The organism is Victivallis sp. Marseille-Q1083, assembly GCF_903645315.1.
GTDB lineage: Bacteria > Verrucomicrobiota > Lentisphaeria > Victivallales > Victivallaceae > UMGS1518.
This window is the reverse complement of record NZ_CAHJXL010000001.1, coordinates 2,668,388-2,692,500: the sequence shown is the minus strand read 5'-3', so window position 1 is coordinate 2,692,500 and position 24,113 is coordinate 2,668,388. Positions and strand designations below refer to the sequence as shown.

Below are 24,113 nucleotides of genomic sequence, written 5' to 3'. Positions count from 1 at the left end.
AGCAGGGCATTGACCAGCGAGGATTTGCCGACGTTCGGTCGTCCGACCACCGCGATCCGCAACAATTTCCCATCGTCGGCAGCATCCTCCGCTTCCGCCGCCGCTTCCGGCTCGCCGGGCGGCAATCGCATCAGCACCGCATCGAGCATATCGCCGATGCCCCGCCGGTGCAAGCAGGAAACCGCATACGGCACGCCGAAGCCCAGCGCAGTCATTTCGACCGCTTCCGCCGCCAACTGCGGATTGTCAGCTTTGTTGGCCAACAGAATGACCGGCTTGTCGAGCACCCGCAAACGGTCGGCAACCTCCTCGTCCAGCGCGGTGATGCTCTCCTGAACGTTGACGACGAAAATCAACACATCGGCATCGTCGATCGCCGCCGCCGCCTGCTCGGTAATGCGTTCATCCCAGAAATCGACATTGCGCCGGGCCCCCGGCGCCACTCCGATGCCGCCGGTATCCACCAGTTCAAACTGCCGCCCTCCCCAGTCGGCCGGCGCCACCACCCGGTCCCGCGTCACACCGCTCATCTCGTGGACGATCGACAGCCGCTGGCCGATGATCGCATTGAACAGGGAAGATTTACCGACATTCGGACGGCCGACAATGGCGACGATGGGTAAGGCTTTATTGGTTTTGGTCATCGTAATTTTACTCTAAGTCCAATTATTTTTTATCCAATTTCAAATTCAAATCGACGAGCATTTCCGCATCGAAAGCCGGTTCGGACGGCAATTGCGGCCGGAATTTTCCGGTAGTCTCCTCGCGATAAAACGGCAACGGCTGCAGCGGCCTGGCATCCGCGGCAATATTCAACCGCAACGCCTGCTGATCGCCGGAAAAACGAAAACGCAGATAATTATACCGGATCGCCCGCAGAAAGGCTACCGCAAAATTCAAATCCGCATCGTCCGGCGCCACGAGCAAAAATTGATCCAGATTGAGAAATTCCGCCGTACCGCGCTCGCCGGCCGGCGTGTACAATTCCGACGGCTCAATCTTCAATTGTCCCGGCAGCAGGCGGCACTGGACCATGCCGTTCAGCGCGGCCGGGTTCAAAGTCGCCTCCACTCCGAAATAACGGAGGAACGCCGCGGCATCCAGGCCGGAGACGGCAAATTTCAACGCACTGTCCTCGGCGCCGCAAACCGTCTGCTGCAGCGGATCAAGGAAAATCGGACCGAGATTATTGAAGCGGCCGCCGAAAAGCGTATATTCCGCCTGATACACGGCAAGACGCCGGTCCGGACGCAATTCATAGAGCATTTTGCCATTGCCGATCTCCAGATCATCAATCTTCAACGAGCGGAACGTCAATTTCTGATCCGGCGCCGAAGCGACGGCGGCAATATCAGCCAGCTCCACCGTCCCCTGCACGCCGGTCGCTTTATAGCGATCTCCGGTCAGCGTCCCGTCGTTCAATTCCAGTTTGGCCTGCCCGTCCACGGTTTCCAAATTGCCGCGCAGCAACCCGCTGGCCGCCAATTTGCCCTGATAGCGCAACGCCATTCCACGGCGGAACCACTCATTGAGGTCCAGCGATTCCACCGTCGTTGTCGGCAGGGAAAACTGCAGCGCGAACCCGAACGACTGCGGCGGCAGCAATAAACTGCCGGAATACTGCAGGCCGTCGCCGCCGATCGACGCCGCTTTCAAAACGCCGTCGAACAACAATTTTTCCTCGTTCTGCCGCAGCGCCAGCGACACCTTGCCGAGCTCCTGGGAACCGATCACCAATTGCTTGACTTCAAAGGAACCGCCGCCGTCCGGCGCGGCCGGAAAAGTCAGCGGCAAAGAAAGTTTAAACTGGTTCAATTTGACGGCCGACTGAATCAGCTCCGCATCGCCAGTCGTTTCCAGCTGGAACGAGCCGAACGAATTGCGCTGGTCGCTGGTCAACTGGAAGGTCTTGAATTTGAAGTGGCAGAGCGGATTGAGCACCCGCAGCAACAAATCTTCGGCATTCAAACTGTAATGGAAATCGGCATTCGGCGTATTGAGCTCCCGGGAGAACTGATAAACGGCCCGCGGCGCACTGAACGGATTGTCGAGAATTTTGCCGCTCAAACCGTTGACGGCAATTTTCCCGCCGGCCTGCTGCGGCTGCAAGGCGCCATTGCGCCGCGCCAGTTTCAATTCGAAATTCCAATCCAGCGTGTCACCGGTGAATTCGACCTTCTGCACCTTGAACGCCGTCTGTTTCAAGTTTCCGGCAATCTTCAATGCCGGCGAACCGACCAGGCTCTTTTCCGGCGGCAGCACCAGCGACACCGCCAGTTCACTGTCCGGCATCGCGAAATGCACCGCCGGCGCCGAAAGTTCTCCATCCGCCAACCTCAAACGGCTGTCGATGACAATGGCATCCATCGCCGGGTTGGCCGGCAGCTTGAGGGTCAGCGGCCATTCCACCCCATTGGCATCCAGACTGAAGTCCGGCGCCGCCACGCTCAAGGTTTCAAACGCCGGCGTCAACCGGATCGTATGCCCTTCCCGGCTGCCCCGTAAGGTCAATTGTTTACCGACCAGGCTGAAATCACCGAAAAAGGCCTTCAAGCCGACCGCATTCAAATGATCGATTTCCTCCCAGCCGCCGGCGCCGAAACGCCCCTCCGTTTCAAACCGGCCCAGTTCGACGCCAATCCGGTTCGGCGTCGCCAACTGGAAATTGTCGCCGGTAAATTTGCCGGCGATCTTCGTGAATTGCTCCGGCACCTTCACCGGGTCGAAGAAGTCCGGCAAAAATTCCACACTGCCGTCAAAATGAAGCTGTTCGCCGCGCATCTCCCGCAACGGCGTCACGCTTGTCCAGCTCTTCACTGCCGCCTGCACCTCGCCGGCGTAACGGTCGCTGTCCGCCACCGGCTGCAATACGGCGGTCAAGCCGGCATCTTCCAACTGCATCTGTTCATATTCATCCGGCACATTCAACCGGTCGAATCGGACCGCCACCCGGTATTCCGGCGGCCGGTCCGCCATCTCCCGCACTTCGATCTGCTGCGAATAACCCTGCAAGGCAAATTCATGCCGTTTGACATTGCCAGCCACCTCCGGCAGCGTCAACTGCCACTTCCGGTGGTTGTCCCCGGCGGCAAAAGCATGGTCCAGCCGGATCGCGCCCGACGGCACCCGGCAGGTGAAATCAGCCCCGGTCGCCGTGAAGTCGGCAAAATCCAGCCCCACCGCCGCCTGGCCGGTTTGACAGACGCCGGAAGCCGTCAGATTCATCTGCCGCAGCGCCGCCTTGATGTGCAATTTACGGTGATCGAATTTGACCGGGGTTTCTGCCGCGGCCGGCTGACCGGCGACACTCCAACTGCCGTCGGACCGCTGAAAACTGCCGGTAATCGGCTGGCGTACCGTCAAATTTTCCGGCAACTGCAAAGCGCGGTTGCGAAAAAACGGCAAATCCCGCAATTTCAAAACCGCCTGGCCGGTCAATGTCACCGGGGCCTCGCCATTTTCCGGAATCTGCAATTGCAGCTCTTCCAGACTCATTTCCAACGGCTGAAGCAAAGCAATCCGATTCAACCGGACACGCCACTGATCATTTTCATAAGCGAACTCGATCAAACCGTTCTGCCGGCCGGCGCTTTGCAGGACTCCGGCGCTCAGCTCGGCATTTTGCAATTGAATGCGGCCGGATGCGGCATTGACGCGCAGCGGAGCGACCGTCAAACTGCCGGAAAGATTCACATACGCCCGGCCCCGGCAATCCTGCCACCACGGTTTCGAAGCCGGCATCAGTTGCGCCAGGCCGGCCGCCGCCTCCGGCAACGCCAGAGAACCTTTCAGCCGGAAGGCGACCAGTTTATCCGCCCCTTTGGCCGGCACGGCGGAAATAACCAGCGGCGACTGGCCGTCCTGCGGCAATGTCAGGACCAATTGCCAGGGTGCGGCGGCATTTTTCCGGAAACATTCCAATTCATAAGGCAGCCGCGCCGCCTCGTTCCCGCCACCGGCGGAGGGGAACCGCAGCAAACCGGTCAATTTGACCGTAAAAGAGTCGTCCGGCTGCGCCGCCAGCACCGTTTGCGGCAAACTGGCGGCAAGACGGGTGAAAAACGCCCAGACCGGCTGCCGGTTGAGCAGCAGTTCCCGCTCCGGCGACCACTCCGCCGTCAACGGCACTCCGTTCAGCGTCAGGCTGTGCAGACGGGCATTTTGCGGGAAAAAGAACTTATCCGGCCGGTACCCGATGCTGCCTCCGGTCGACTGCAGCAGCACCGAGTCGCCATCTTTCCATTCCAGCGGGCCGATATTCGCCCGCATCGGATAATTTCCGGTCACCTGCAGCCGCAATCCGCTCTGCTCCGCCGCCGGAGAATTCAAGGCCGGCAACAAGCGCTCTTGAAATGACTTCGGCAGGAAATAACCATACAGTACGCCATAAAAAATCACGATGCCCAGCAGCAGGACGGCCAGGGTGATCTTCCAAATACCGCTCTTTTTCCGCATGAAACGCTCCCTCGCATTTTTTCAATTTCCCCACCGAACTCCCGGTTTGAAGCAAAACCGGCATTATACTATATACGCCGACCGGAGTTTTACAATACCGGCGCCGCCGTTCCATCCGGACGATATTCGACGGTGCGGACCGGCCGGAAACTGCCCTGCGGTTGACGGAAAAAGAGTTGCGTCCCATCCGTCCCGAACCGGCCGGCGGCAAAATCGGCGGTCACCCGCGGCAAAATCGTCCAGTCGCCGGCTTCCTTCAAATGCTGCAAATTCCGGGCGGCCACTTCGGACAGACCGTCGCGGAAGCCGCCTTTCGGCCGGCGCGCCGGCCGCGACGCCGCCATCACCCGCAGCGCGTCCAGCGAATAACCGCCCAGCTCCACCGGCACCGGCGCCGAAATACCGAGCAGCGGACCGTTGTCCATATCGGCAGCATGGCCGTCTTCACGGTACGGCAACGCCAGAATGACGCTGCTGCGCAAACTTGCCGCCCCAGCCAGGATAGCTTTTTCCACCGGAATGGCATGAAGCCCGACCAGCAACCGGCGGCCGTCCCCGCCGACGACCGTCAAGTCGCCGGGATGGACGTTCAAACATGGAAAATCGCCAGTCAGGTTGGTCAGCGGCACAAAACCGGCAAGGACGGCAAAATCAATCGCGTAGCCGGCAATCCGGCGCCGCAGTTCCCCGGTCCAGCGTTCCCGGACCTCCCGGCCGCGTTCCGTCGCCAGCGAAGTGCTTTCCAGGCCGTGCCGCCGATAGAATTCCCTGATATCCAGCGCCGCCAGCGGCAGTTTGAACCGTTCGGCCAACTCGGCGGCACGGCTTTCCTGCGGTCGGTCGGTCACCAGCAAAACGATGTCGAAACGGCAGGCCGGACAGGCGGCACGGAACTCCAGCAATTTCTCGGCATTGGTCCCGCTCCCGCTCAAAAATACGGCAACCCGGGCAGAACGATTCAGCGGCAAAAACTCTCTGATCACGCGTAAAACTCCCGACTGTTTTGATCATTTCTTAATAAAATGCCCCGCTTCCGGCAATCTGCAAGCAAAATAACCTTTTTTTTAACGGGATAGTTCATTTGCATTTATCGCATTTTGCATATAGTTTATGCTGTTATTGAGTCTTGGGGTCAATAGAGGTAAATCGAAATTTTTTATAACCGAAAGAGGCAAATAATGAATCGTCTTGCACTGTTGAAGAAAACATTGGTGCTGTTGGTGCTCGGGATTTGTTCCACGGGTTTGATGGCAGGATTCTGGGATTGGACCACGCCGTATCAGGGGCCGTCGAAGGATGTGACGACGCTGGTGATCACCGGCAACTACGTCAATCCGCGTTTGCTGGCCGACGTCATCCAGGCGCACACCCGCCAGCCCTATCTGCTGCTGCCGCTGGAAAATGACGAATACTTCTACTGGTGTCCGCGCGGCAAGGACGCCGTCCAGAAAATTCATATCGCCGATTTTTCCAAATTCGTCAAATTCCTCAATCCGCGCCAGATCATCATCCTCGGCGACGACCATTACGTCCCCCGCCGTTTCCGGGCGGCCATCGATCCGGCCATTCCGGTGATGATCATGACCGGCGACTGGGAGAATATCGCCGCGTCGCTGGAGCGTTCCCAGAATATCAACAACCTGGCCAGCGATTACAGCAAACTGCGCCGTGAACTGAAACAGCGCAACATCTATGTGCCGGCCAAAGTACCGGCCGCCACCCAGCCGGCCGGCGATATGCTGCAGGAAGCCTCGCAGGCGGTGGTCGTCGACGCCGATGCCCAGGCCGAAGCCGAGAAGCAGTCGCCGGACGGCGGTGAAGCGCTCGAAGCAGTCTCGCTCGATATCGACAGCTCCGCCGTCGCGGCGCCGGAAGCCGCCGACGAACCGACGGAATAAGCCGTACTTCGACAACGACAGCAACGGGATACAAGTCATGCTCAATTTTTACAAGATAGCCGCCAATACGTTCAAAGAGTCGATCCGGGAGCCGATTTTCGGCGTACTGCTGTTGTTCGCCGTATTGCTGATCGGCCATTTCCCGTCGATGGCGCTCTTCGTGTTTTCCGAGCAATTGAAGCTGGTGGTCGACAGCTCGATGGCCACCACATTGCTGTTCGGCCTGTTCGTCGCCGTCTTCTCTTCCAGCCACACCGTTTCCCGGGAGATGCGCAACGGCACCGTGCTGCTGCTGATGTCCAAGCCGGTTTCCCGCTGGGCATTCATCCTGGCCAAAATTTTCGGCATCGTCGCCGCTTCGGTTCTGTTCGTTTTCATCTGCAGCACCGCATCGGTCATTTCAATCTACGTGGCCGTCGACCAATTCCGGCTTGATCTGACCGCTTATTTGCTATTTTTTGGCACGGTGCTGGTCAGTTGCATCGTCGGCATGCTGCTGAATTTCTTCCGCGGCGACTCTTTTCCGGCCTCAATGGCGCTGGTGATGGCGGTATTATTGCCGATTTTTGCCGCGTTCTGCATGGTTTTCAAAGAAAGTCCGGCGCTGTCGATGCCGGATTACATCATGGCGCTGATCCTGTTGTTCTTCGCGGTTTCGGCGATGGCGACCATCACGGTGGTGTTCGCCACCCGGCTGGATATGGTGGCCAATCTGTGCATCTGTTCGGTGATCTTTTTCCTCGGACTGATCTCCAGTTTCCTATTTCAGCGGGAAACCGGGTCGGCGGTGCTGGATTTCCTCTGCTCGGTCTTTTATGCAATCCTGCCGAACTGGCAATTCTTCTGGGTGGCCGACGCGTTGGCGGTGCAACAGCCGATTCCGATGGAATATGTCATCTACTCCGGCATTTATGTCGTCATCTATATCATTCTCTGTTCGATCTGGGCGGTGGCGATCTTCCTGAACCGGGAAATTGCCAAGGATGCCCGCTGAGCGGATCGGCGGCATAGTTTCGATCGCTCCGGTATCACCGGAGCGATTGCTTTTTGATCAAAACTTCTGCCGTGTTTCGCCGGAGTGACTGAACGCCCGAGATTAATGAGAGACTTTAGTTATGGCTCTTCCGGCTCCGGTCCGAGATACTCCTCGAAAAATTGAGCGGCAACCGGCGCCGCTTTGCGGCCGGCATTGATGCTGTCCTCCACCAGCACCGCCATCGCATAATTGCGGCGGTCCCGCGAGCCGAAACAGATGAACCAACTGTTTTCCTTCAGATTGCCGACCTGGCCGACCTGAGCGGTCCCGGTCTTGCCGTACAGCGTGATCGCCCGGTTGCGGGCGGTCCGGCCGGTGCCGGATGAATTGTTGATCACCTGGAACATCCCCTCCCGCACGGTGTCGATACTGCTCTGCCGCGCCGCCAGCACGCTGTTGACGGCCGGTTCCCGCTCGAACAACACCTTGCCGTTCAGGTCGGTAACCGTCTTGACCAGATGGGGCCGCATCACCCGGCCGCCGTTGTTCAACGCGGCCGTATACATCGCCGCCTGCAGCGGCGTCACCAGAATGATCCCCTGCCCGATCGAAAGCAGCGCCGTATCGAATGCATTCCATTCCATTTTGTAGACGCGCTTTTTGAAATCGCGGTCCGGCGCCAGGCCGGCCTGGCCGCCCAGCTCGAAACCGGTCGGCTGGCCGATGCCGGCCGAAATCAGCATCGCCTTGATGCGGTCGTAGCCGACCCGCAAGCCGAGCTCGATAAAATAATCGTTGCAACTGAATTGCAGCGCAGTCACCGCATCGACATCGCCGTGGCCGCCGCGCCGCCAGGAGGCGCAGCGCACCGACTGTTTGCCGATATAGGTGCGGCCGTCACAATGAACGCGTTCGGACGGGCCGATGCCATTTTCCAGAAAAGCCAGCTCCACCAGCGGCTTCAGAATCGACCCCGGCGCGTAGGCGCCGCTGAGCGCCCGGTTCATCATCGGATGGTTCGGGTCGTCCTTCAACGCCTGGAAGTATTCCGGCGTCAGCCGCGGCGAAAACCGGCTGAGGTCATAACCGGGCGTCGACACCATCGCCAACACATCGCCGGTATCGGAATCCAGCAGCACCAGCGCGCCGTTGACCCCCTGCATGACTTTTTCGGCGATCTCCTGCGCCCGTGAATCCAGCGTCAGCACGACGTTGTTGCCATCTTCCGGTTCGATTTCCCGCACCAGCACATCGTGGATAAATCCCATGTTGTCCACCTGCACCAGGGAAAATCCGGCTTTGCCGCGCAATCCGCGGTCCCGCTCGTCCTTGAGATGGCGCCGATAAAATTTGTCCGGAAATTCATCGTAAACTTTTTCGACGCCGGCCTGTCCGACCAAGTCCGGAATGTAATAGAAGAAATCATCGAAATCGTCGGCCCGTTTGGGATCTTCCAGCCGGGTATAACCGATCAGAACCGCCGCCAGCGGGCCGAACGGATAGATGCGCTGCACCCGCGGCACCACGGCAATGCCGCGGATTTCATTGAGCAGGTCGTAGACCCGGGCGATTTCCGCCGTATTCAGATCTTTGCAGACCGTCAACGGCAAACCGGGACGCAAGTTGATATGCCGCTCCAGTTGTTCCCGGGTCAAGGTATTCGGCCGGCCCAGCACGGCGGCCAGCCGCTCCGCGGCCGCCATGATGGCCTGCCGGGTATTGACCCGCGGCTGGCGCATCTCTTCCAGATAAAAACAGACATCGTAAGCCGGAATGTTGTCGGCGAGGATTTCCAGATCGGAAGTCAGAATCCGGCCCCGCAGCGCCGGAATGCGAATGCGGCGGATCGATTGGCGGGAAATTTTCTCGCTGTGCAACTGCCCGTGGCCGATCTGCTCCTGATAAAGCCGGCCGATCAACACCGCAAACAAAATCAGCACCAGCAGGCCGATGACCAGAATTCGGATTTGCGTCCGGTTGAAATACTCCCGCATCGTCAACGCTCCCGCCGGTCGCTGCGCATTCCGCTCTCCAGATAGCGCGGCAGCGCCAATTGGGCGCAGAACAAATCGAAAACCAGAATATTGATCGGCAGCCACAATGCCGTCGCCAGAGCGGCAAACACCAGCAACGCCAGCAGGTCGATACCGGTTTCAGCCGCCCAGTGATTCCGCGCCCAGCGCCAACCGAACGGAATGGCCAGCATCACCACGCTGATCAGCGCACCCGGCACCAGGTTGATCAGCAGCGGACGAACCGTCTGGTATTTCCGCCACAGCCAGGCGAAACCGACCACCAGCAGCAGGAACCATGGCGTCCAGAAAAACATCCGGCCGAAATTGAAATCCAGCAGCAGACCGAACAACGCCGCCAGCCAGACCGCTTGCCGCCAGGAGCCATTGATCGAAAAATAAAAAATACCGCAGCCGACCAACGGCACCGACAAGCCGAAATTACCGATCCAGAGTTCCAGCAGCGTCAACGCCAGCAAGGTCAAAAGCGCGAAACAAGTCTGCATGATCGTGGTCTGCCTCTTTGTGAAAAACGATTCGAACCCACCGGCCTTATTCCATCTTCGCCGGCGAAGTGGAAACAGCCAGCACGACAAATTTCAACAGATTGTAATCGGCAAGCGGCCGCAGCTTCACCGTCCGGTACAGACGGCCGTTGAACGGCGTATTGCTGCGGCCGATATCGGCCAGCCGGCCGATCGGAATTCCGGAAGGCAAATGCTGCTCGTAACCGGTGGAAACCATCAGATTGCCGATCAGATAATCCTGCGTCGGCAAATAGCCGACCGGCACCAGATCGTCATCCGGCTCGGCTTCGCCGGAGCTGACGTTCAGAAAACCCACCGCACCGCTCGCTTCGTAACGGCAGGATATCTGCAATTCCGAATTCAGCAGCGTCTGCACCCGGGCGGTATGGCCGGTCACTTCCCGGACCATACCGACCAGCATCGGCCGGGCTTCGCCGGCACCGGGCAGCACCGCCAGCACCGCCGCGCCGGGCAGCACGCCGTCGGCCTCGCCGCGATCGACGACAAACTGTTCTTCCCAGTACAGCGGGTCGCGCTGCAGCACCTCGCCATGGATAAACTTATAATTGGCCGGCGGCGACAACCGCAATTGCCGACGCAGCAATTCGTTCTCCGCCGCCAATTGCGACTGGGCGGCATTCTCGATCGCCAGCCGCCGGTTCTGCTCGCTCAGCGTCTCTACCGCCGCCGCCAGTTCGAATTTATCGCGCAGCAGCAGGGAACGGTCGCTCAAGCCATCGACCGCCCGGCTCGGCAGCGCCAAATACGGATAGAAGAAATCTCCGGCTATCCGGCCGGAGACCAGCGACAGCACCCGCACTGTCGTCGCCAGGACAATCAACGCGGCGACGGCCAGCAGAATCACATGACCGCTGCGCAAACCGGGTCGGCGTCGCCTCGCACTCATGACCGAATTACTTCCGCCGTTTACAAACTGTTAAGGCGCATCTTCATCCGTTCCAATTCGGCGGAAGCGTCAGTCACCAGTTCATCGATCAAATCCCGCACCGGTAAAATGGCGTCGGCCATGCCGACCGACTGGCCGGCCATCAGCGAACCGTAATCGATGTCGCCGTCGACCACCGCGCGGCGCAAAGCGCCCATCCAATATTTCTCCACTTCCTCCTGGGCGTCCTGGCGGTGGATGGTACCGGCTTCCAGCTCGCGCAACAATCGCAATTGCAAAGCGCCGAAGCTGTCCATTCCCTTGTTGCGCAGCGCCCGCACCGCCACCACCGGCAGCTTGGAATCGTATTGCGGCGTCGCGATCGCGTCCCGGGCATTGGCCCGCCGGAACGCCGCTTTGAAATTGGCATGCGCCCGGCACTCTTCAGTCATGACGAACCGGGTGCCGAGCTGCACACCGGCGGCCCCCATCATCAGCACATCGGCAATCATCCGCCCGGTGGAAATGCCGCCGGCCATAAATACCGGAATCTGGTCGCCGACTTTGAACAGCACCTGCTGCATCAGCACCACCGAAGAAACATGACCGATATGGCCGCCGGCCTCATTGCCTTCCAGAATGATCGCATCGGCGCCGAACCGGATCATCCGTTCGGCAATCGACAGCGTCGACGCAAAACACATCACCCTGGCGCCGGTCGCCTTGGCCAGAGCCACCTCTTTTTCCTTCGGGAAACTGCCGGCGAACACGATATATTCGACCGGCATATCCTTGATCATCGCCAGATGCTCCCGATAGGCGGGAGCGATCGTGATCAAATTGACCGCAAAAGGCTTGTCGGTCAAGGCCGTCAATTCGGCAATCTGCCGCTGCAGCACATCGGTCGGCGCGTTGCCGCCGGCCAGGCAGCCGAAACAGCCGTTATTGCAGACCGCCGCCACCAGTTGCGGCTCGGAAACCCAGGTCATCGCACCGCAAATGATCGGATAGCGTGTCCCGAGAAACTCGTTGCCGCGGGCGGAAAGTGCGTCGAAAAGATGATTGACACCCATGAAAAATTATTCCTTATTGAAAAAAATCTGTTACTCCGCGGCCGGCCGTCTGTTTTTTCTGCCGAGACCGGACCCCGGCCGGGAAACCGCCCGGTCGATCCAGTCTGCAATCGCGACGGTTTTGATGCAGGCATAATATAGGTCGGCTACCGTTTTTTTTCAAACAGTGCCGGGACTTTTTAAAAAATCATTTGTCTTTTATCGAACAATTGATATAGTACTTTGTTCTCTCATTGAAAGAAACGGAGGTAACCAATGACCGGAAAAACGGTATTTTACAATAATGAAGAGTTGTCGACCCGGCGGCTGCGCTGCTGGAAATGCCAGGAACTGCTCACGCCGGCCGACATCGAAACCTACCTGGTCTGTCCGTACTGCAACGCCCAGTTGGAACGTTGCGCCGATACGGAAGATTTCGCCATCGAACCGCTGGTCCAGCAGTGGATCAGCCGCTATCCGGCAATGCAGCCCGACAACCGCGGCCGGGCCTGACCTCAAAAATAACAGTCCATCCCGCCCGGGCGTTCGGCCCGCGCCGGGCGGAGCGTGACGCGGCGGAGCGGCGCCGGTCAAACCGGAGCGATTTTATTTCATTCGATCTCCAGTTCGGTGGAAACCGTCGTCAGGCAGTCGCAGCCGTTCTCCCGGACCTGCACCAGATCCTCCAGCCGCATGCCGCCCCACTCCGGATCATAAACCCCCGGCTCGACGGTGACTACCTCGCCGCCGGCCAGCGGCACCGAATTGCCGGGGCTCAAGCGGGGCGCTTCGTGGATTTCCAGTCCGACTCCATGGCCCAGTCCATGAAAAAAGCCGCAGTTCCGGCCGTCCGGACGCTTCCAGGTCGGGAAACCGGCTTTTTCGAGAATTTCGGCCGCCAGCGCATGGATCTCCGACGGAACGGCGCCGGCTTTCAATGCCGCTTTGGCGCTCTCGCGGGCGTCCAGCACGGCGGCAAACGCCGCCCGCACCCGACCGGAAGCGCTTCCCTTGACCAGCGTACGAGTCAAATCCCCCCAGTAACCGGTCGATTGCAGCCGCGGAAAAATATCCATGACAATCGGCGCATGGGCATAGAGAACGCCGTTGCCGCGGTTGTGCGGCTCCGCGCCCTGACGCCCACCGGCGACAATCGTCCCGCCCGGCAGCGCGCCGCGTTTGACCTGTTCCAGATCGATGGCGGTGCGGAGGCGTTCGGAAGTCAACGGTTCGCCTTCCCAGTAAAGCATGTCATCCCGGCCGATTTCGGCGGCGGCGATGATCGTCCGGGCCCGCCGGTAGCCGGCTTCCCCGGCCTGCTGCGCCAGAGTGATTTCCATGACCTCGGCGCTGCTCTTGTACAGTCGTTCCGGGAAAAAGCCGCCGGCAACCGGAGTTACTGTCAGGCCGTCCTGCCGCAGCCGGTCGGCCAGCTGCAGCGGAAAATCACCGGGCGTCTCGAAATGCCGGATGCCGCGCGCCGCCGCCAGCGCCAATATCTGGTCGGCCGGATGGCGGGAAGCGGAAAAAACGGTACTCTCGTACACTTCAACGCCCGGCTTCACCTGCTGCTTCGCCCGGTCATGCTCCAGCGCGGACACCAGAATGCCCGCCTGCTCCCCATCGTGAAAATAAATGAACGGATCGGCCGCCATGAAGCCGGTACCGTAAAGCAAATCGGCCGAACGTTCACTGCCATCGACAATCAATTGCGCCTTTTTCATCATGATTCCTGACTCTTTCGTTCCGGCTGCCGCTTGCAAAAAGCCGGCGACAGCCTATTTTTAATAGTATAGCTGTCATTGATCAATTCAACAAGGGAAAAAGAAGTAAAAAATGCCAACCTTCCTCTTCTATCTGTTCACCATTCTGGGCGCCTACCTGTTTGGTTCGATTCCGTGGGGATATCTGATCGGCCGGCTTTACGGCAAAGACATCCGCAAACTGGGCAGCGGCAACATCGGCGCAACCAATGTCACCCGCTCAATCGGCAAACTTCCGGGCCGGCTCTGCTTCGCGCTCGACGCCCTCAAAGGATTCCTGCCGGTCTTTGCCGTCTCCCAACTGCTCCGGCACCAGCTCTGCAGCGACCCGTGGGGCTGGATTCAGATCGCGGCGCTGGCCGGCAGCGTCGGCGGCCATATGTTCAGTTGTTTCCTGCATTTCAAGGGCGGCAAAGGAATTTCCACCGCCGCCGGCGCGGTACTCGCGCTGTCCCCCTATGCGGTGCTGATCGCCGCCGCAGTCTGGCTGATCGCCTTTCTGGCCTGGCGTTACGTTTCGCTGGCCAGCATCGCGGCGGCGGCGGCGCTGCCGCTGAGCGCGACCATCATCGACGCCTATCACCTCTATCCGCATTCGAACGTCACGCTCGGCGGTTTTTATCTGCTGTCGCTGGCGGCGATCCTCAAGCATTTATCCAACCTGAAACGGCTGTTGAACGGAACCGAAAACCGTTTTCAAAAAAAATCCAAGACCCCGGAGAAATGACATTATGAAAATCAGCGTATTGAGCGACGGCGCCTGGGGCAGTGCTCTGGCGATGGTGCTGTGCGGCAACGGTCACCAATTGACCATCTGGGGGCCTTTTCCGGATTATCTGGCCCAAATGGAGGCAACCCGCAGCAATCCGCGCTTCCTGCCGGGCATCCGCTACCCGGACGGCATCCGCTTCGAAGCGGATATGAAAACGGCGGTCGCCGGAGCCGAATTGATTTTACTGGCGACGCCGACCCAATACCTGCGCGGCGTGCTGCAGCAGTTCAAACCGTTTTTTCAACCGGACCGGCAGCTCGTCGTCAACGTCGCCAAAGGCATTGAGGACGGCAGTTGGCGGCGGGTCAGCGAAGTGGTTCAATCCGAACTCGGCGACAGCCGCTATGTGGTGCTGTCCGGCCCCAGCCACGCCGAAGAGGTCTCCCGGCAGGTGCCGACCGCGGTGGTCGCCGCCGCCCGGCAGCCGGAGTGGGCAAGCCAGGCGCAGCAACTGTTCATGAACGATTATTTCCGCGTTTACAGCGGTGACGACCCGATCGGCGTCGAACTCGGCGGCGCGTTGAAAAATGTCATGGCCATCGCCGCCGGCATCATCGACGGCATGCAGCTCGGCGACAATCCGAAAGCGGCATTGATCACCCGCGGCATCGCCGAAATGAGCCGGCTGGGCGAAGCGCTCGGCGGCCGGGCGGAAACCTTCGCCGGCCTGAGCGGCATCGGCGACCTGATCGTCACCTGCTGCAGCGGACACAGCCGCAACCGGCACGTCGGCGAGGAGCTCGGACGCGGCCGGAAGCTGCCGGAAATCATCGAAGCGATGGGCTTGGTGGTCGCCGAAGGCGTCCGCACCGCGCGCGGCGCTTACACGCTGGCGCGCAGCCGGCAGGTCGAGACGCCGATCATCGACCAGATCTACGGGATTCTTTATGAAAACCGCGAACCGGCGCTGGCGATCCGGGAGCTGATGACCCGCTCGGCCAAAGCGGAACGCTTCGGCTGAGCGGCTGGCCGGCAGGGGCGGACCGAACGGCATACACAATCACTCTTCGTCGAGTTTGATATCGGCAATCGAATCGAACACTTCGTTCGGCCGGTAGGCGAAATGACGGAGGTCTTCTTTTTTGGTATTGCCGGACAGCACCAGGATGGTCCGGTAGCCCATCTGGACGCCGCCGAGGATGTCGGTGTCCATCGTATCGCCGATGATCGTCGTCTCGGCGGTGCTCAACTCGAGCTCCTTGCGTGCTTCCCGCAGCATGATCGGACTCGGTTTGCCGACGCTGAACGCTTTGACGCCGGTGGCGATTTCCAGCATGGCGGCAATGGCGCCGCAGCCGGGCCGCATGCCGGTGGCGGTCGGGCAGTTCGGGTCCGGGTTGGTGGCGATCAGCCTGGCGCCGTTGAAAATCATGTTGACGGCGCATTCGACCGCTTCCATGTTGACCATCCGCCCTTCCCCGACGACGACATAATCCGGATCGTGGTCGACGACGGCATAGCCGTTGAAATGCAGCGCATACAGCAAACCGCCCTCGCCGATGACGAAGGCGGTGCCGTCCGGTTTCTGGCTTTTCAGAAACCGGGCGGTGGCCATGGCGCAGGTAAAGACGTTTTTCTCGGCAATCTCGAAACCGAGCCGGTTCATCTTGATGGCGATATCGCGCCGGGTGCGCTGGCTGTTGTTGGTGAAGAAGGTAAACGGAATTTCCTTTTTCACCAGGGTATTGATGAATTCACGGGCGCCCGGAATGACCTCTTTGCCCCGGTAAACCACACCGTCCATGTCGATTAAGAAACCTCGTTTCATACGGCACCTCCTGCTGAGTTGAACAAGTTGTCCGTTGGATAATGAGCAGAAGCCATGCCAGTTCATGCCGGAAGTGGCCTTCCCCGGGAAGAAGCCGGACAGGGATTGTCCTGGATACGACAATTTCCGTCCGTTTTCACGGCAGAATAAGGACAAAAATGTAAAACAATCGTCGATACGGCGATTTTACCGGATCACGATTTGCAAAATGTCCATTGGAATTGTATTTTATGAATCTACATGAAAACCGACAACTGTTAACACGGCAGCCGTTTGCGCGGCGGGCCCGAGGTACCGATCGCAAAAGTGAATGAATCTTCCCCGGTAGTCGTTCCCCGGGATTTCACCTTCGGAATGACCGACGCTGACGCATTGCGGCTGGATTGCGGCCGGAAGCTGTTCAACGTCAATATCCGTTATGAAACCTACGGTACGCTGGCGCCGGACAGGGGCAATGCGATTCTGATCGAACACGCGTTGTCCGGAGATGCGCATGTCGCCGGGGTTCATTCCCCCGACGATGCCAAGCCGGGCTGGTGGGACGCGATGATCGGTCCCGGCAAACCGATCGATACCGACCGTTATTTCGTCATCTGCAGCAACGTCATCGGCGGCTGCTCCGGTTCGACCGGACCGCGTTCGATCAATCCGCACACCGGCAGACTTTACAATATGGATTTCCCGGTCATCACCATCGCCGACATGGTGCGGGCGCAGAAACGGTTGATGGACCATCTGGAAATCCCCAGATTCCTGGCGATCATCGGCGGTTCGATGGGCGGAATGCAGGCGTTGGAATGGTCGATCCTCTATCCGGAGGCGGCGGACAGCATCATTCCGATCGCCACGACGGCGCAATTGTCGCCGCAAAGCATCGCGTTCGACTGGGTCGGCCGCGAAGCGATCAAATACGATCCGAACTATTGCTGCGGCAATTACGGCGACCAACCGCCGGAATGCGGCCTGGCGACCGCCCGGATGCTGGCGCACATCACCTACCTGAGCGACGAATCGATGAGCCGCAAATTCGGCCGCGGTTTGCAGGAAGGCGACGATTATTCGTTCGACTTCAAGCGCGACTTCGCGGTGGAGAGCTATCTGGAATATCAGGGCCAGCGGTTCGTCGAGCGGTTCGACGCCAACAGTTATCTGTACATCACCAAGGCGATGGATTATTTCGACCTGGCCGCTTCGGCCGGCGGCGACCTCGGCCGGGCGTTCGCCGCCGCCCGGGCGGCGTTCCTGGTCGTCGCCTTTTCCAGCGACTGGCTGTTCCCGACTTCGGAATCGCGGGCGATCGTCCGGGCGCTGCTCGAAAACGACCTGGACGTCAGCTTCTGTGAAATCGAATCGAGCTACGGTCATGACGCGTTTCTGCTGGAAATCGAGGTGCTCGGCAAGATGATCGCCGATTTCCTGCGCAACCGGATGGAGGAACGGCATGGAAACTGACAGTGAACACAAAACGCTCAACGAAGTTTTCGCCGATCTCGAAGAGCAGATGATGACCGAATTTTTCGAGCAGCGTCACGATCTGCACGCCATTTCGCGGCTGCTGCCGGAAAAAGCCCGCATCCTCGACCTCGGCTGCGGCGACGGACTCTTTTTGAAATATCTGAAAGTCAAGAAAAATATCCGACCGCTCGGCATTGAAATCGACCAGGCGAAAATCATCGAGTGTATCGCCAACGGCGTCTCGGTCATCCACGGCGACCTGGATCACAAGCTGGATTTCGCCCGGGACGGCAGTTTCGACTACGTCGTCCTGAGCCGGACGCTGCAGGAAGTCAAGCGTCCGGATAAATTGTTGACTGAAATCGTCCGGGTCGGCAAACGGGCGCTGGTCAGTTTTCTGAACTTCGGCCACTTCGCCAACCGCTGGCAACTGGCCGTTCACGGCCGGATGCCGTTGAGCGGCAGCCTGCCGCACGCCTGGTATGAGACGCCGAACATCCACCTCGGCACACTGAAGGATTTCCGCGAATTGTGCCATTCGCTGGAGATCGAAATCATCTGCGAAGTGCCGATCGGCCGCAACGGGCGCTCGTCGACCCATCTGTTCGCCAATCTGTTCGCACACAGTTGCGTTTTCGAGCTGAAGCATAAATAATTCCGGTCCGCTTTTTCTTACCGTATTCCAACAAAACAGCCTTTTTTCACCCTGCTTGCCGCCGGCCGCACCGCATTTTTCGCCGATTGCTAATACGGCTCTAACATTCTCCTAACAATCGACTCCTATAGTAATGGCTGTCGCGAGAGAAAAAAACAAAGGAGATGGTATGATAAATAACTGACGTTCGCGGAATCAGCTTTCTGCGTGTAATTTATGGCGATTAACTTACACGTTTGGAAGCGGACAGGTTGCAGACTGAATGTTTCAATGAGGCGCATCAGAAACGATGACGACCCCGGAAAGGAGATTAGTCAGATCTGTAAACCAGAGCGCCACCGTAGAGAGCGACTGATTAATCGACTACTCTGTATGGGAGGATGGTGAGGCCGTGACAGCAGTTCCGCTTCGATTCGTGAAAAACGAATGGAGGCAGAGAATGATGACAAGTTTTGTTGGAGTGGATTTGCACCGGAACAATTTTACTTATTGCATCCGGGTAAATGGGGAAGAACGGAAAATCGGCAAGTGTGAGATTACCGAACTGAAGGGCTTTGCCGCAATGCTCGGTCCGAACACGGCGATGGCGGTGGAGGCGACCGGAAATACGTTCATGTTTTGCAGCTCGCTGAAAGCTCATGTCGGGCGACTGGTGGTGGTGAATCCATCACAGTTCAAAGTCATCAGCATGTCCACCAAAAAGACGGACAAACATGACGCAAAAGTGTTGGCGGAGTTCCTGGAAAAGGATATGCTTCCGGAGGTAAGAGTGAAAGACGATTTGCAGGCGAAAATTTCAAGTCTGACGCAGACCAGGGAAAAACTGGTTCAGTTGCGTACCGTATTGAAAAACAAAGTCAACAATCTGTTAGCAGCTAACTTCATCGTGCTGAAACGGGAAGAACTGTCCACGGAGAAAGGGCTTTTGAAAGCATTGAGTTATCACTTCGACCCGATCACCGACACGGAAATGCTGGTGGTTGTCGAACAGATTCGCAGTCTGAACAAAAGCATTGAAAAACTGGATAAGGCGATTGAGGATCACGGCAGCAAGATGGACGGCTTCGACAACCTGAAATCCATCAAGGGAATCGGCTCGAAAGGTGCGGCGATCCTGTTGGCAACCATCGGCAATATCGCTGATTTCCGATCGGCAAAGCAGTTGGCCGCTTATATCGGAATCGTCCCCAGAGTGAGCAATTCAAATGACACGGTTTGCCACGGAAGAATCACGAAGAGCGGCAGCAAGATCGCCAGAACCGCTTTGGTGCAATGCGCTTTGATCGCCAAACGCTACAGCCCGTATCTCAATGCCTTTCATGAATCGGTAAAAAGTCGGCGGGGAGGTGCGAAAGCCAATATCGCCTTGGCTCGCAAATTCCTCGATATCGTGTATAGAACATTAAAAAACAATTGGATGTTTGAGAATTTTACTCAATTCAAGCTCGTAAAAAATTGAGTTTTTCTCGACATCGAAGTGGAAATTTATCATGGGAGACAGCAACTTATGAAAAAATATCGCTGGATGGCCGCACTGCTGGCCGGCATGTTCGGAACCGGAATGGCAGCCGCCGAGACCGTGATCAACGCCGCCGGCGCCAGTTTCCCGGCGCCGGTCTACCAGGTCTGGACTTACCAATACGGCGAAGAACACCGGGATGTCCAGGTCAATTACCAGTCGATCGGTTCCGGCGCCGGCCTGAACCAGATCAAGGCCGGCACGATCGATTTCGCCGGCAGCGACAACCCGCTGACCGCCGAAGAGCTCAAAGCGGCCGGCCTGGTCCAGTTTCCGATGCTGACCGGCGGCGTGGTAGTCATCTACAACCTGCCCGGCATCAAAAACAATACCCTGGCACTGGACCAGGCGACGCTGGCCGGCATTTTCCTCGGCAAAATCAAAAAGTGGAACGATCCGGCCATTCAGAAACTGAATCCGGGCCTGAAACTGCCGAAATTGCCGATCTCGGTCGTCCACCGCGCCGACAGTTCCGGCACCACCTTCATCTTCACCAATTATCTGAGCAAAATTTCCGAAGAGTGGGCCAACAAGGTCGGTTGCGGCCCGGCAGTCAAGTGGCCGGTCGGCATCGGCGGCCAGAAGAACCCGGGCGTCTGCAACAACGTCGCCAAAAGCATCGGCGCCATCGGTTATACCGAATACACCTATGCGCTGGAAACCAAACTGGCAATGGCCAGGTTGAAGAACCACGACGGCAACATCGTCAGCGCCGAACTGGAAAGCTTCACCGCTTCCAGCGCCAACGCCGATTGGAACAATGCGCCGGGCTTCTATATGGTACTGACCGACCAGCCCGGCGAAAAGAGCTGGCCGATCACCGGCCTGACTTATATCGTGCTCAAAGCCGAACAGAACGATCCGGCCAAATGCGACGCAATGCTCGATTATTTCAACTGGTGTCTGACCGACGGCGCCGAAGTGGCGGAGAAACTGCACTATGTAGCGCTGCCGGACTCCCTGTGCGACAAACTCCGTCAGCTCTGGCAGCAACAATTCAATTGGCAGCCCTAACCCCGGCAGGACCTGGCTATGATCGATCGAAAGCGTTGTTTGCCGAGCGGACGCTGGCTGGACAGAGGCTTCATGAGCTTGAGCGTCCTTTGCGCCTGGCTGCCGCTGGTGGTGATGGCCGGCTTTTTCCTGCAGTTGCTGGTCAGCTCCCTGCCGGTCTGGCGTGAATTCGGCTTGTCGTTCATCTGGTCGACGGAATGGGACCCGGTAGCCAACCATTACGGCGCGTTCAACGCGCTGGCCGGTACGGTGGTGACGACCGTCATCGCGCTGGGGATCGCCATTCCGTTCGCCTTCGTCACCGCCTTCTATCTGGTCGACGCCCGGCCGGGAATCGCGGCGGTGCTGAGCCAGGCGATCGACTTGCTGGCCGCCATTCCGAGCATCATCTTCGGCATGTGGGGCCTGTTCATCCTGGTGCCGATCATGCAGAACTACGTCATGCCATTTCTGGTTGAAACCCTCGGTTTGGGGCAATTGCCGTTCGTCGGCGAATATTACAACGGCTTCGGGTTCCTGACCGCCGGCCTGATCCTGGCGTTGATGATTCTGCCGTATATCTGCGCGGTGATGCGCGACGTTTTCAAAATGGTCCCGAACGTGCTGCGGGAATCGGCTTACGGCATCGGCTGCACCAAATGGGAAACCGCCTGCGATATCGTCATGCGCTACGGCGCCCGCGGCCTGCTCGGCGGCATTTTCATCGGCCTGGGCCGGGCGCTGGGCGAAACGATGGCGGTGCTGTTCGTCATCGGCAACATCCAGCAGATGCCGGATTCGCTTTTTTCCTGCGGCACGACCATCGCGGCGACGCTGGCCAACAACTTCGCCGAAGCTGACGGCATGATGCGCGCCGCGCTGTTCGGCATGGGCCTGCTGCTGCTGCTGCTGTCGCTGGCCGTGCAGATCGGTGCGCAATACTACCTGGTGGCACTTGGCCGTAAAATGGGGAAACGTTAAATGAACAACCGGAAAAAAAGACCTTTATTCTGGCGGAAACTGTCCGACCGGCTCATCCGGCTGCTGTCGGTCGCGGCGGTCGCCGTCGCCGTGCTAGCGATGCTGTGGATTCTGGCCAGCGTGGTGAGGCGCGGTGCGGCGGTCATCGACCTGACCTTCCTGCTGGAGCCGAGCAAGCCGGCCGGCGTTCCGGACGGCGGTATCGCCAACGCGCTGCTCGGCACCGTCTGCATTACGCTGACGGCGGCAATCCTGACCATTCCGCCCGGCATCCTCGGCGGCATCGCGCTGGCGGAATTCGGCCGGGATTCCCGGACCGGCCACCTGATCCGTTTCGCCGCCAACGTCATGATGGGAATTCCGTCGATCATCGTCGGCCTGTTCGTCTATACGCTGCTGGTCGTACCGATGGGGGCGGCCTCCGGCCTGGCCGGCAGCGTGGCGCTCGGCATCATCATGTTTCCGGTGGTGATGCGAACCACCGAAGACATGCTGCTGCTGGTGCCGGATTCGCTGCGGGAAGCGGGGCTGGCCCTCGGCATGACCCGCTGCCGGGCGACGCTCTGCATCATCTTCCGGGCCTCGAAAAGCGGTTTGATCACCGGCATCCTGCTGGCGCTGGCCCGGGTGACCGGCGAAACCGCGCCGCTTTTGTTCACCGCCCAGTTCAGCAATTACTGGCCGAGCGGATTCTTCAGCGGCCCGACCGCCAACCTGCCGGTGCTGATCAACGAATACACCACCAATTCGCCGTACGAATCGATGCATGCCGCCGGCTGGGGAGCGGCGCTGGTCGTCACCGTCATCATCCTGCTCTTAAACATCAGCTGCCGCGTCTTATTCAAGGAGAAACAGCATGGACGCTAAACCAACCAATGCCGATAAAATCGTCGTCCGCAATCTCAATTTCTATTACGGTTCGACCCAGGCGCTGTTCGACAACAATATCGCAATCCACACCAATCAGGTGACCGCGGTGATCGGTCCCTCTGGCTGCGGCAAATCAACGCACCTGCGCGTCTACAACCGGATTTTCGAACTGTACCGGGACCAGCGCGCTTCCGGAGAGGTGCTGATTGACGGCCGCAACATCTTCGACGAAACGGTCGACGTACTGGAGCTGCGCCGCAAAGTCGGCATGATCTTTCAAAAGCCGCCCCCGTTTCCGATGTCGGTGTTCGACAACGTCGCCTATCCATTGAAGCTGCATTTCAAATTCAGGAAAAGCGAAATCGCCGACCGGGTGGAACAGGCGTTGCGCCAGGCGTCGCTGTGGGATGAAGTGCGCGACAAACTGAAATCCAGCGGTCTGGCATTGTCGGGCGGCCAGCAGCAGCGGCTCTGCATCGCCCGGGCCCTGGCGGCCGGGCCGGAAATTCTGCTGATGGACGAACCGACCAGTGCGATCGACCCGGTGGCCACCGCCAAAATCGAAGATCTGATCCTCGAACTGCAGAAACAGTTCACCATCGTCATCGTCACCCACAATATGCAGCAGGCGGCCCGCATTTCCAACTATACCGCCTTCTTTTTCCAAGGCCGGATCATCGAGTGCGACGTCACCGAGAAAATCTTCACGTCGCCGTCGAATCCGAAAACCGAAGAATACATCACCGGCCGTTTCGGCTGATCCGAACTGCCCAAACCCTCCAACCGGAGACCTTTTCATGAGAGCACACTTTTATAACGAAATCACCATGTTGCGGAATATGATCGCCGCCCAGGCCGCCGCCGTCGAAGAGGTGGTGCGGCAATCGGTTGAAGCGATTTCCCGCGGCGACGCCAAACTGGCGGCCGACCTGATCGCCGGCGACCGGCTGATCGATCTGGAAGAGATCAATATCGAAGAGGAATGTCTGAAGATTCTGGCGCTGCACCAGCCGGTTGCCGGCGACCTGCGCTATGTGATCACCTTCCTCAAGGTCAATTCGGAGCTGGAGCGCATCGGCGACCTGGCGGTCAACATCGCCGAACGAACCGTGGATATCGTCACCTCGAACCCGGGCACCGAAATAGCGGCGGATATCGACTTTCTGCCGATGTGCAACGAAGCGCGCTCCATGCTGACACTGGCGTTGAACGCTTTGATCGACCGCAACACGGCGGAGGCGCTGAAAGTGATCCGCCACGACGACGTCGTCGACGATCAGTTCAAAAAATCCTTCGAACGGTTGCGGCAACTGATCGCCGCCCATCCGGTGGCGACCGACTATTATTTGAATTTGCTGAGCGTATTCCGCAACCTGGAACGGATGGCGGACTGCGCGACCAACATCGGCGAGGACGTCATTTACCTGGAAAGCGGCAAAATCGTCCGCCATGAAAATCTCAGCGAAGTGAAATAACGGCGGCAGCAAATCAATGGAGCTGCCGCCCGACGCAACCGGGCGGCAGCTTTTGA

Annotated in this window: 22 protein-coding genes (1 of these 22 cut by a window edge); 13 read left to right on the top strand and 9 right to left on the bottom strand. The window is 58.7% G+C overall.

Annotation, left to right across the window (positions count from 1 at the left end):
* The 3 genes from der to HWX74_RS11065 form a co-directional block, all read right to left on the bottom strand.
* Positions 1 to 644 carry the beginning of a ribosome biogenesis GTPase Der gene (gene der / locus HWX74_RS11075; RefSeq protein ID WP_176013598.1) on the bottom strand. Its footprint begins 814 nt before the window's first position, so the window shows 644 of its 1,458 coding nt (coding positions 1–644); the start codon lies at positions 642 to 644; the stop codon falls past the left edge of the window.
* Between the two features lie 22 nt (positions 645 to 666).
* Positions 667 to 4,455 carry a hypothetical protein gene (locus tag HWX74_RS11070; protein ID WP_176013597.1) on the bottom strand — a complete coding sequence of 1,263 codons (3,789 nt, stop codon included), beginning with the start codon at positions 4,453 to 4,455 and terminating at the stop codon, positions 667 to 669.
* An 89-nt stretch (positions 4,456 to 4,544) separates the two neighbouring features.
* Positions 4,545 to 5,438 carry a hypothetical protein gene (locus HWX74_RS11065; protein ID WP_176013596.1) on the bottom strand — a complete coding sequence of 298 codons (894 nt, stop codon included), beginning with the start codon at positions 5,436 to 5,438 and terminating at the stop codon, positions 4,545 to 4,547.
* A gap of 195 nt (positions 5,439 to 5,633) precedes the next feature.
* Here HWX74_RS11065 and HWX74_RS11060 point away from each other — a divergent pair, with 195 nt between their 5' ends.
* Both HWX74_RS11060 and HWX74_RS11055 read left to right on the top strand, forming a co-directional pair.
* Positions 5,634 to 6,353: a hypothetical protein gene (locus HWX74_RS11060; protein ID WP_176013595.1), complete on the top strand. Its 720-nt coding sequence runs from the start codon at positions 5,634 to 5,636 to the stop codon at positions 6,351 to 6,353.
* 37 nt (positions 6,354 to 6,390) lie between these two features.
* Positions 6,391 to 7,347: an ABC transporter permease gene (locus tag HWX74_RS11055; RefSeq protein WP_176013594.1), complete on the top strand. Its 957-nt coding sequence runs from the start codon at positions 6,391 to 6,393 to the stop codon at positions 7,345 to 7,347.
* Between the two features lie 119 nt (positions 7,348 to 7,466).
* On the opposite strand, the gene mrdA is transcribed toward HWX74_RS11055, so the two are convergent.
* The 4 genes from mrdA to HWX74_RS11035 are packed head-to-tail and all read right to left on the bottom strand — an operon-like array spanning position 7,467 to position 11,827.
* On the bottom strand, positions 7,467 to 9,323 hold the full coding sequence (gene mrdA, locus HWX74_RS11050) for a penicillin-binding protein 2 (protein ID WP_176013593.1): 1,857 nt from the start codon (positions 9,321 to 9,323) through the stop codon (positions 7,467 to 7,469).
* Between the two features lie 2 nt (positions 9,324 to 9,325).
* Entirely contained in the window at positions 9,326 to 9,847 is a 522-nt protein-coding gene (locus tag HWX74_RS11045; protein WP_176013592.1) for a hypothetical protein, read from the bottom strand.
* A 46-nt stretch (positions 9,848 to 9,893) separates the two neighbouring features.
* The gene (mreC, locus tag HWX74_RS11040) at positions 9,894 to 10,775 is read right to left on the bottom strand and encodes a rod shape-determining protein MreC (protein WP_176013591.1); all 882 of its coding nucleotides are present in this window, start codon (positions 10,773 to 10,775) and stop codon (positions 9,894 to 9,896) included.
* 20 nt (positions 10,776 to 10,795) lie between these two features.
* Positions 10,796 to 11,827 carry a nitronate monooxygenase family protein gene (locus HWX74_RS11035; RefSeq protein WP_176013590.1) on the bottom strand — a complete coding sequence of 344 codons (1,032 nt, stop codon included), beginning with the start codon at positions 11,825 to 11,827 and terminating at the stop codon, positions 10,796 to 10,798.
* Positions 11,828 to 12,082: 255 nt separating this feature from the next.
* Here HWX74_RS11035 and HWX74_RS11030 point away from each other — a divergent pair, with 255 nt between their 5' ends.
* The gene (locus HWX74_RS11030) at positions 12,083 to 12,319 is read left to right on the top strand and encodes a hypothetical protein (protein WP_176013589.1); all 237 of its coding nucleotides are present in this window, start codon (positions 12,083 to 12,085) and stop codon (positions 12,317 to 12,319) included.
* A gap of 98 nt (positions 12,320 to 12,417) precedes the next feature.
* Here HWX74_RS11030 and HWX74_RS11025 read toward each other — a convergent pair whose 3' ends face one another.
* On the bottom strand, positions 12,418 to 13,533 hold the full coding sequence (locus tag HWX74_RS11025; protein ID WP_176013588.1) for a Xaa-Pro peptidase family protein: 1,116 nt from the start codon (positions 13,531 to 13,533) through the stop codon (positions 12,418 to 12,420).
* Between the two features lie 109 nt (positions 13,534 to 13,642).
* Between HWX74_RS11025 and plsY the strand changes: the two genes are divergently transcribed.
* Together plsY and HWX74_RS11015 are read left to right on the top strand one after the other, a co-directional pair.
* Positions 13,643 to 14,296, top strand: coding sequence for a glycerol-3-phosphate 1-O-acyltransferase PlsY (gene plsY, locus HWX74_RS11020; RefSeq protein WP_176013587.1), 654 nt, complete (start codon positions 13,643 to 13,645; stop codon positions 14,294 to 14,296).
* Between the two features lie 4 nt (positions 14,297 to 14,300).
* The gene (locus tag HWX74_RS11015; protein ID WP_176013586.1) at positions 14,301 to 15,302 is read left to right on the top strand and encodes an NAD(P)H-dependent glycerol-3-phosphate dehydrogenase; all 1,002 of its coding nucleotides are present in this window, start codon (positions 14,301 to 14,303) and stop codon (positions 15,300 to 15,302) included.
* Between the two features lie 39 nt (positions 15,303 to 15,341).
* Here the strand turns inward: HWX74_RS11015 and HWX74_RS11010 are convergent, their stop codons facing one another.
* On the bottom strand, positions 15,342 to 16,109 hold the full coding sequence (locus HWX74_RS11010) for an HAD-IIA family hydrolase (RefSeq protein WP_176013585.1): 768 nt from the start codon (positions 16,107 to 16,109) through the stop codon (positions 15,342 to 15,344).
* A 354-nt stretch (positions 16,110 to 16,463) separates the two neighbouring features.
* Here HWX74_RS11010 and HWX74_RS11005 point away from each other — a divergent pair, with 354 nt between their 5' ends.
* From HWX74_RS11005 to phoU, 8 genes are all read left to right on the top strand, one after another.
* The gene (locus tag HWX74_RS11005; protein WP_176013584.1) at positions 16,464 to 17,561 is read left to right on the top strand and encodes a homoserine O-acetyltransferase; all 1,098 of its coding nucleotides are present in this window, start codon (positions 16,464 to 16,466) and stop codon (positions 17,559 to 17,561) included.
* A complete protein-coding gene (gene metW / locus HWX74_RS11000; protein WP_176013583.1) occupies positions 17,551 to 18,219 on the top strand; it encodes a methionine biosynthesis protein MetW in 669 nt (222 codons plus the stop codon). Before HWX74_RS11005 ends, metW begins: the two co-directional genes overlap by 11 nt.
* Positions 18,220 to 18,661: 442 nt before the next feature.
* The gene (locus HWX74_RS10995) at positions 18,662 to 19,678 is read left to right on the top strand and encodes an IS110 family transposase (protein WP_176014518.1); all 1,017 of its coding nucleotides are present in this window, start codon (positions 18,662 to 18,664) and stop codon (positions 19,676 to 19,678) included.
* Positions 19,679 to 19,726: 48 nt separating this feature from the next.
* Positions 19,727 to 20,752 carry a phosphate ABC transporter substrate-binding protein PstS gene (pstS, locus tag HWX74_RS10990; RefSeq protein WP_176013582.1) on the top strand — a complete coding sequence of 342 codons (1,026 nt, stop codon included), beginning with the start codon at positions 19,727 to 19,729 and terminating at the stop codon, positions 20,750 to 20,752.
* 18 nt (positions 20,753 to 20,770) lie between these two features.
* Positions 20,771 to 21,712 carry a phosphate ABC transporter permease subunit PstC gene (gene pstC, locus HWX74_RS10985; RefSeq protein ID WP_176013581.1) on the top strand — a complete coding sequence of 314 codons (942 nt, stop codon included), beginning with the start codon at positions 20,771 to 20,773 and terminating at the stop codon, positions 21,710 to 21,712.
* Complete coding sequence (gene pstA / locus HWX74_RS10980; protein WP_176013580.1) at positions 21,713 to 22,579, top strand: phosphate ABC transporter permease PstA; 867 nt, start codon at positions 21,713 to 21,715, stop codon at positions 22,577 to 22,579.
* A complete protein-coding gene (gene pstB, locus HWX74_RS10975) occupies positions 22,569 to 23,342 on the top strand; it encodes a phosphate ABC transporter ATP-binding protein PstB (protein WP_176013579.1) in 774 nt (257 codons plus the stop codon). Before pstA ends, pstB begins: the two co-directional genes overlap by 11 nt.
* A 37-nt stretch (positions 23,343 to 23,379) precedes the next feature.
* On the top strand, positions 23,380 to 24,057 hold the full coding sequence (gene phoU, locus HWX74_RS10970; protein ID WP_176013578.1) for a phosphate signaling complex protein PhoU: 678 nt from the start codon (positions 23,380 to 23,382) through the stop codon (positions 24,055 to 24,057).
* Positions 24,058 to 24,113: the final 56 nt, after the last annotated feature.

Bases quoted from the DNA above. Each gene is read 5' to 3' on its own strand.
- HWX74_RS11070 (WP_176013597.1), bottom strand. From the start codon at position 4,455: ATGCGGAAAAAGAGCGGTATTTGGAAGATCACCCTGGCCGTCCTGCTG.
- HWX74_RS11060 (WP_176013595.1), top strand. From the start codon at position 5,634: ATGAATCGTCTTGCACTGTTGAAGAAAACATTGGTGCTGTTGGTGCTC.
- HWX74_RS11055 (WP_176013594.1), top strand. From the start codon at position 6,391: ATGCTCAATTTTTACAAGATAGCCGCCAATACGTTCAAAGAGTCGATC.
- mrdA (WP_176013593.1), bottom strand. From the start codon at position 9,323: ATGCGGGAGTATTTCAACCGGACGCAAATCCGAATTCTGGTCATCGGC.
- HWX74_RS11045 (WP_176013592.1), bottom strand. From the start codon at position 9,847: ATGCAGACTTGTTTCGCGCTTTTGACCTTGCTGGCGTTGACGCTGCTG.
- mreC (WP_176013591.1), bottom strand. From the start codon at position 10,775: ATGAGTGCGAGGCGACGCCGACCCGGTTTGCGCAGCGGTCATGTGATT.
- HWX74_RS11035 (WP_176013590.1), bottom strand. From the start codon at position 11,827: ATGGGTGTCAATCATCTTTTCGACGCACTTTCCGCCCGCGGCAACGAG.
- HWX74_RS11030 (WP_176013589.1), top strand. From the start codon at position 12,083: ATGACCGGAAAAACGGTATTTTACAATAATGAAGAGTTGTCGACCCGG.
- HWX74_RS11025 (WP_176013588.1), bottom strand. From the start codon at position 13,533: ATGATGAAAAAGGCGCAATTGATTGTCGATGGCAGTGAACGTTCGGCC.
- plsY (WP_176013587.1), top strand. From the start codon at position 13,643: ATGCCAACCTTCCTCTTCTATCTGTTCACCATTCTGGGCGCCTACCTG.
- HWX74_RS11015 (WP_176013586.1), top strand. From the start codon at position 14,301: ATGAAAATCAGCGTATTGAGCGACGGCGCCTGGGGCAGTGCTCTGGCG.
- HWX74_RS11010 (WP_176013585.1), bottom strand. From the start codon at position 16,109: ATGAAACGAGGTTTCTTAATCGACATGGACGGTGTGGTTTACCGGGGC.
- HWX74_RS11005 (WP_176013584.1), top strand. From the start codon at position 16,464: ATGACCGACGCTGACGCATTGCGGCTGGATTGCGGCCGGAAGCTGTTC.
- metW (WP_176013583.1), top strand. From the start codon at position 17,551: ATGGAAACTGACAGTGAACACAAAACGCTCAACGAAGTTTTCGCCGAT.
- HWX74_RS10995 (WP_176014518.1), top strand. From the start codon at position 18,662: ATGACAAGTTTTGTTGGAGTGGATTTGCACCGGAACAATTTTACTTAT.
- pstS (WP_176013582.1), top strand. From the start codon at position 19,727: ATGAAAAAATATCGCTGGATGGCCGCACTGCTGGCCGGCATGTTCGGA.
- pstC (WP_176013581.1), top strand. From the start codon at position 20,771: ATGATCGATCGAAAGCGTTGTTTGCCGAGCGGACGCTGGCTGGACAGA.
- pstA (WP_176013580.1), top strand. From the start codon at position 21,713: ATGAACAACCGGAAAAAAAGACCTTTATTCTGGCGGAAACTGTCCGAC.
- pstB (WP_176013579.1), top strand. From the start codon at position 22,569: ATGGACGCTAAACCAACCAATGCCGATAAAATCGTCGTCCGCAATCTC.
- phoU (WP_176013578.1), top strand. From the start codon at position 23,380: ATGAGAGCACACTTTTATAACGAAATCACCATGTTGCGGAATATGATC.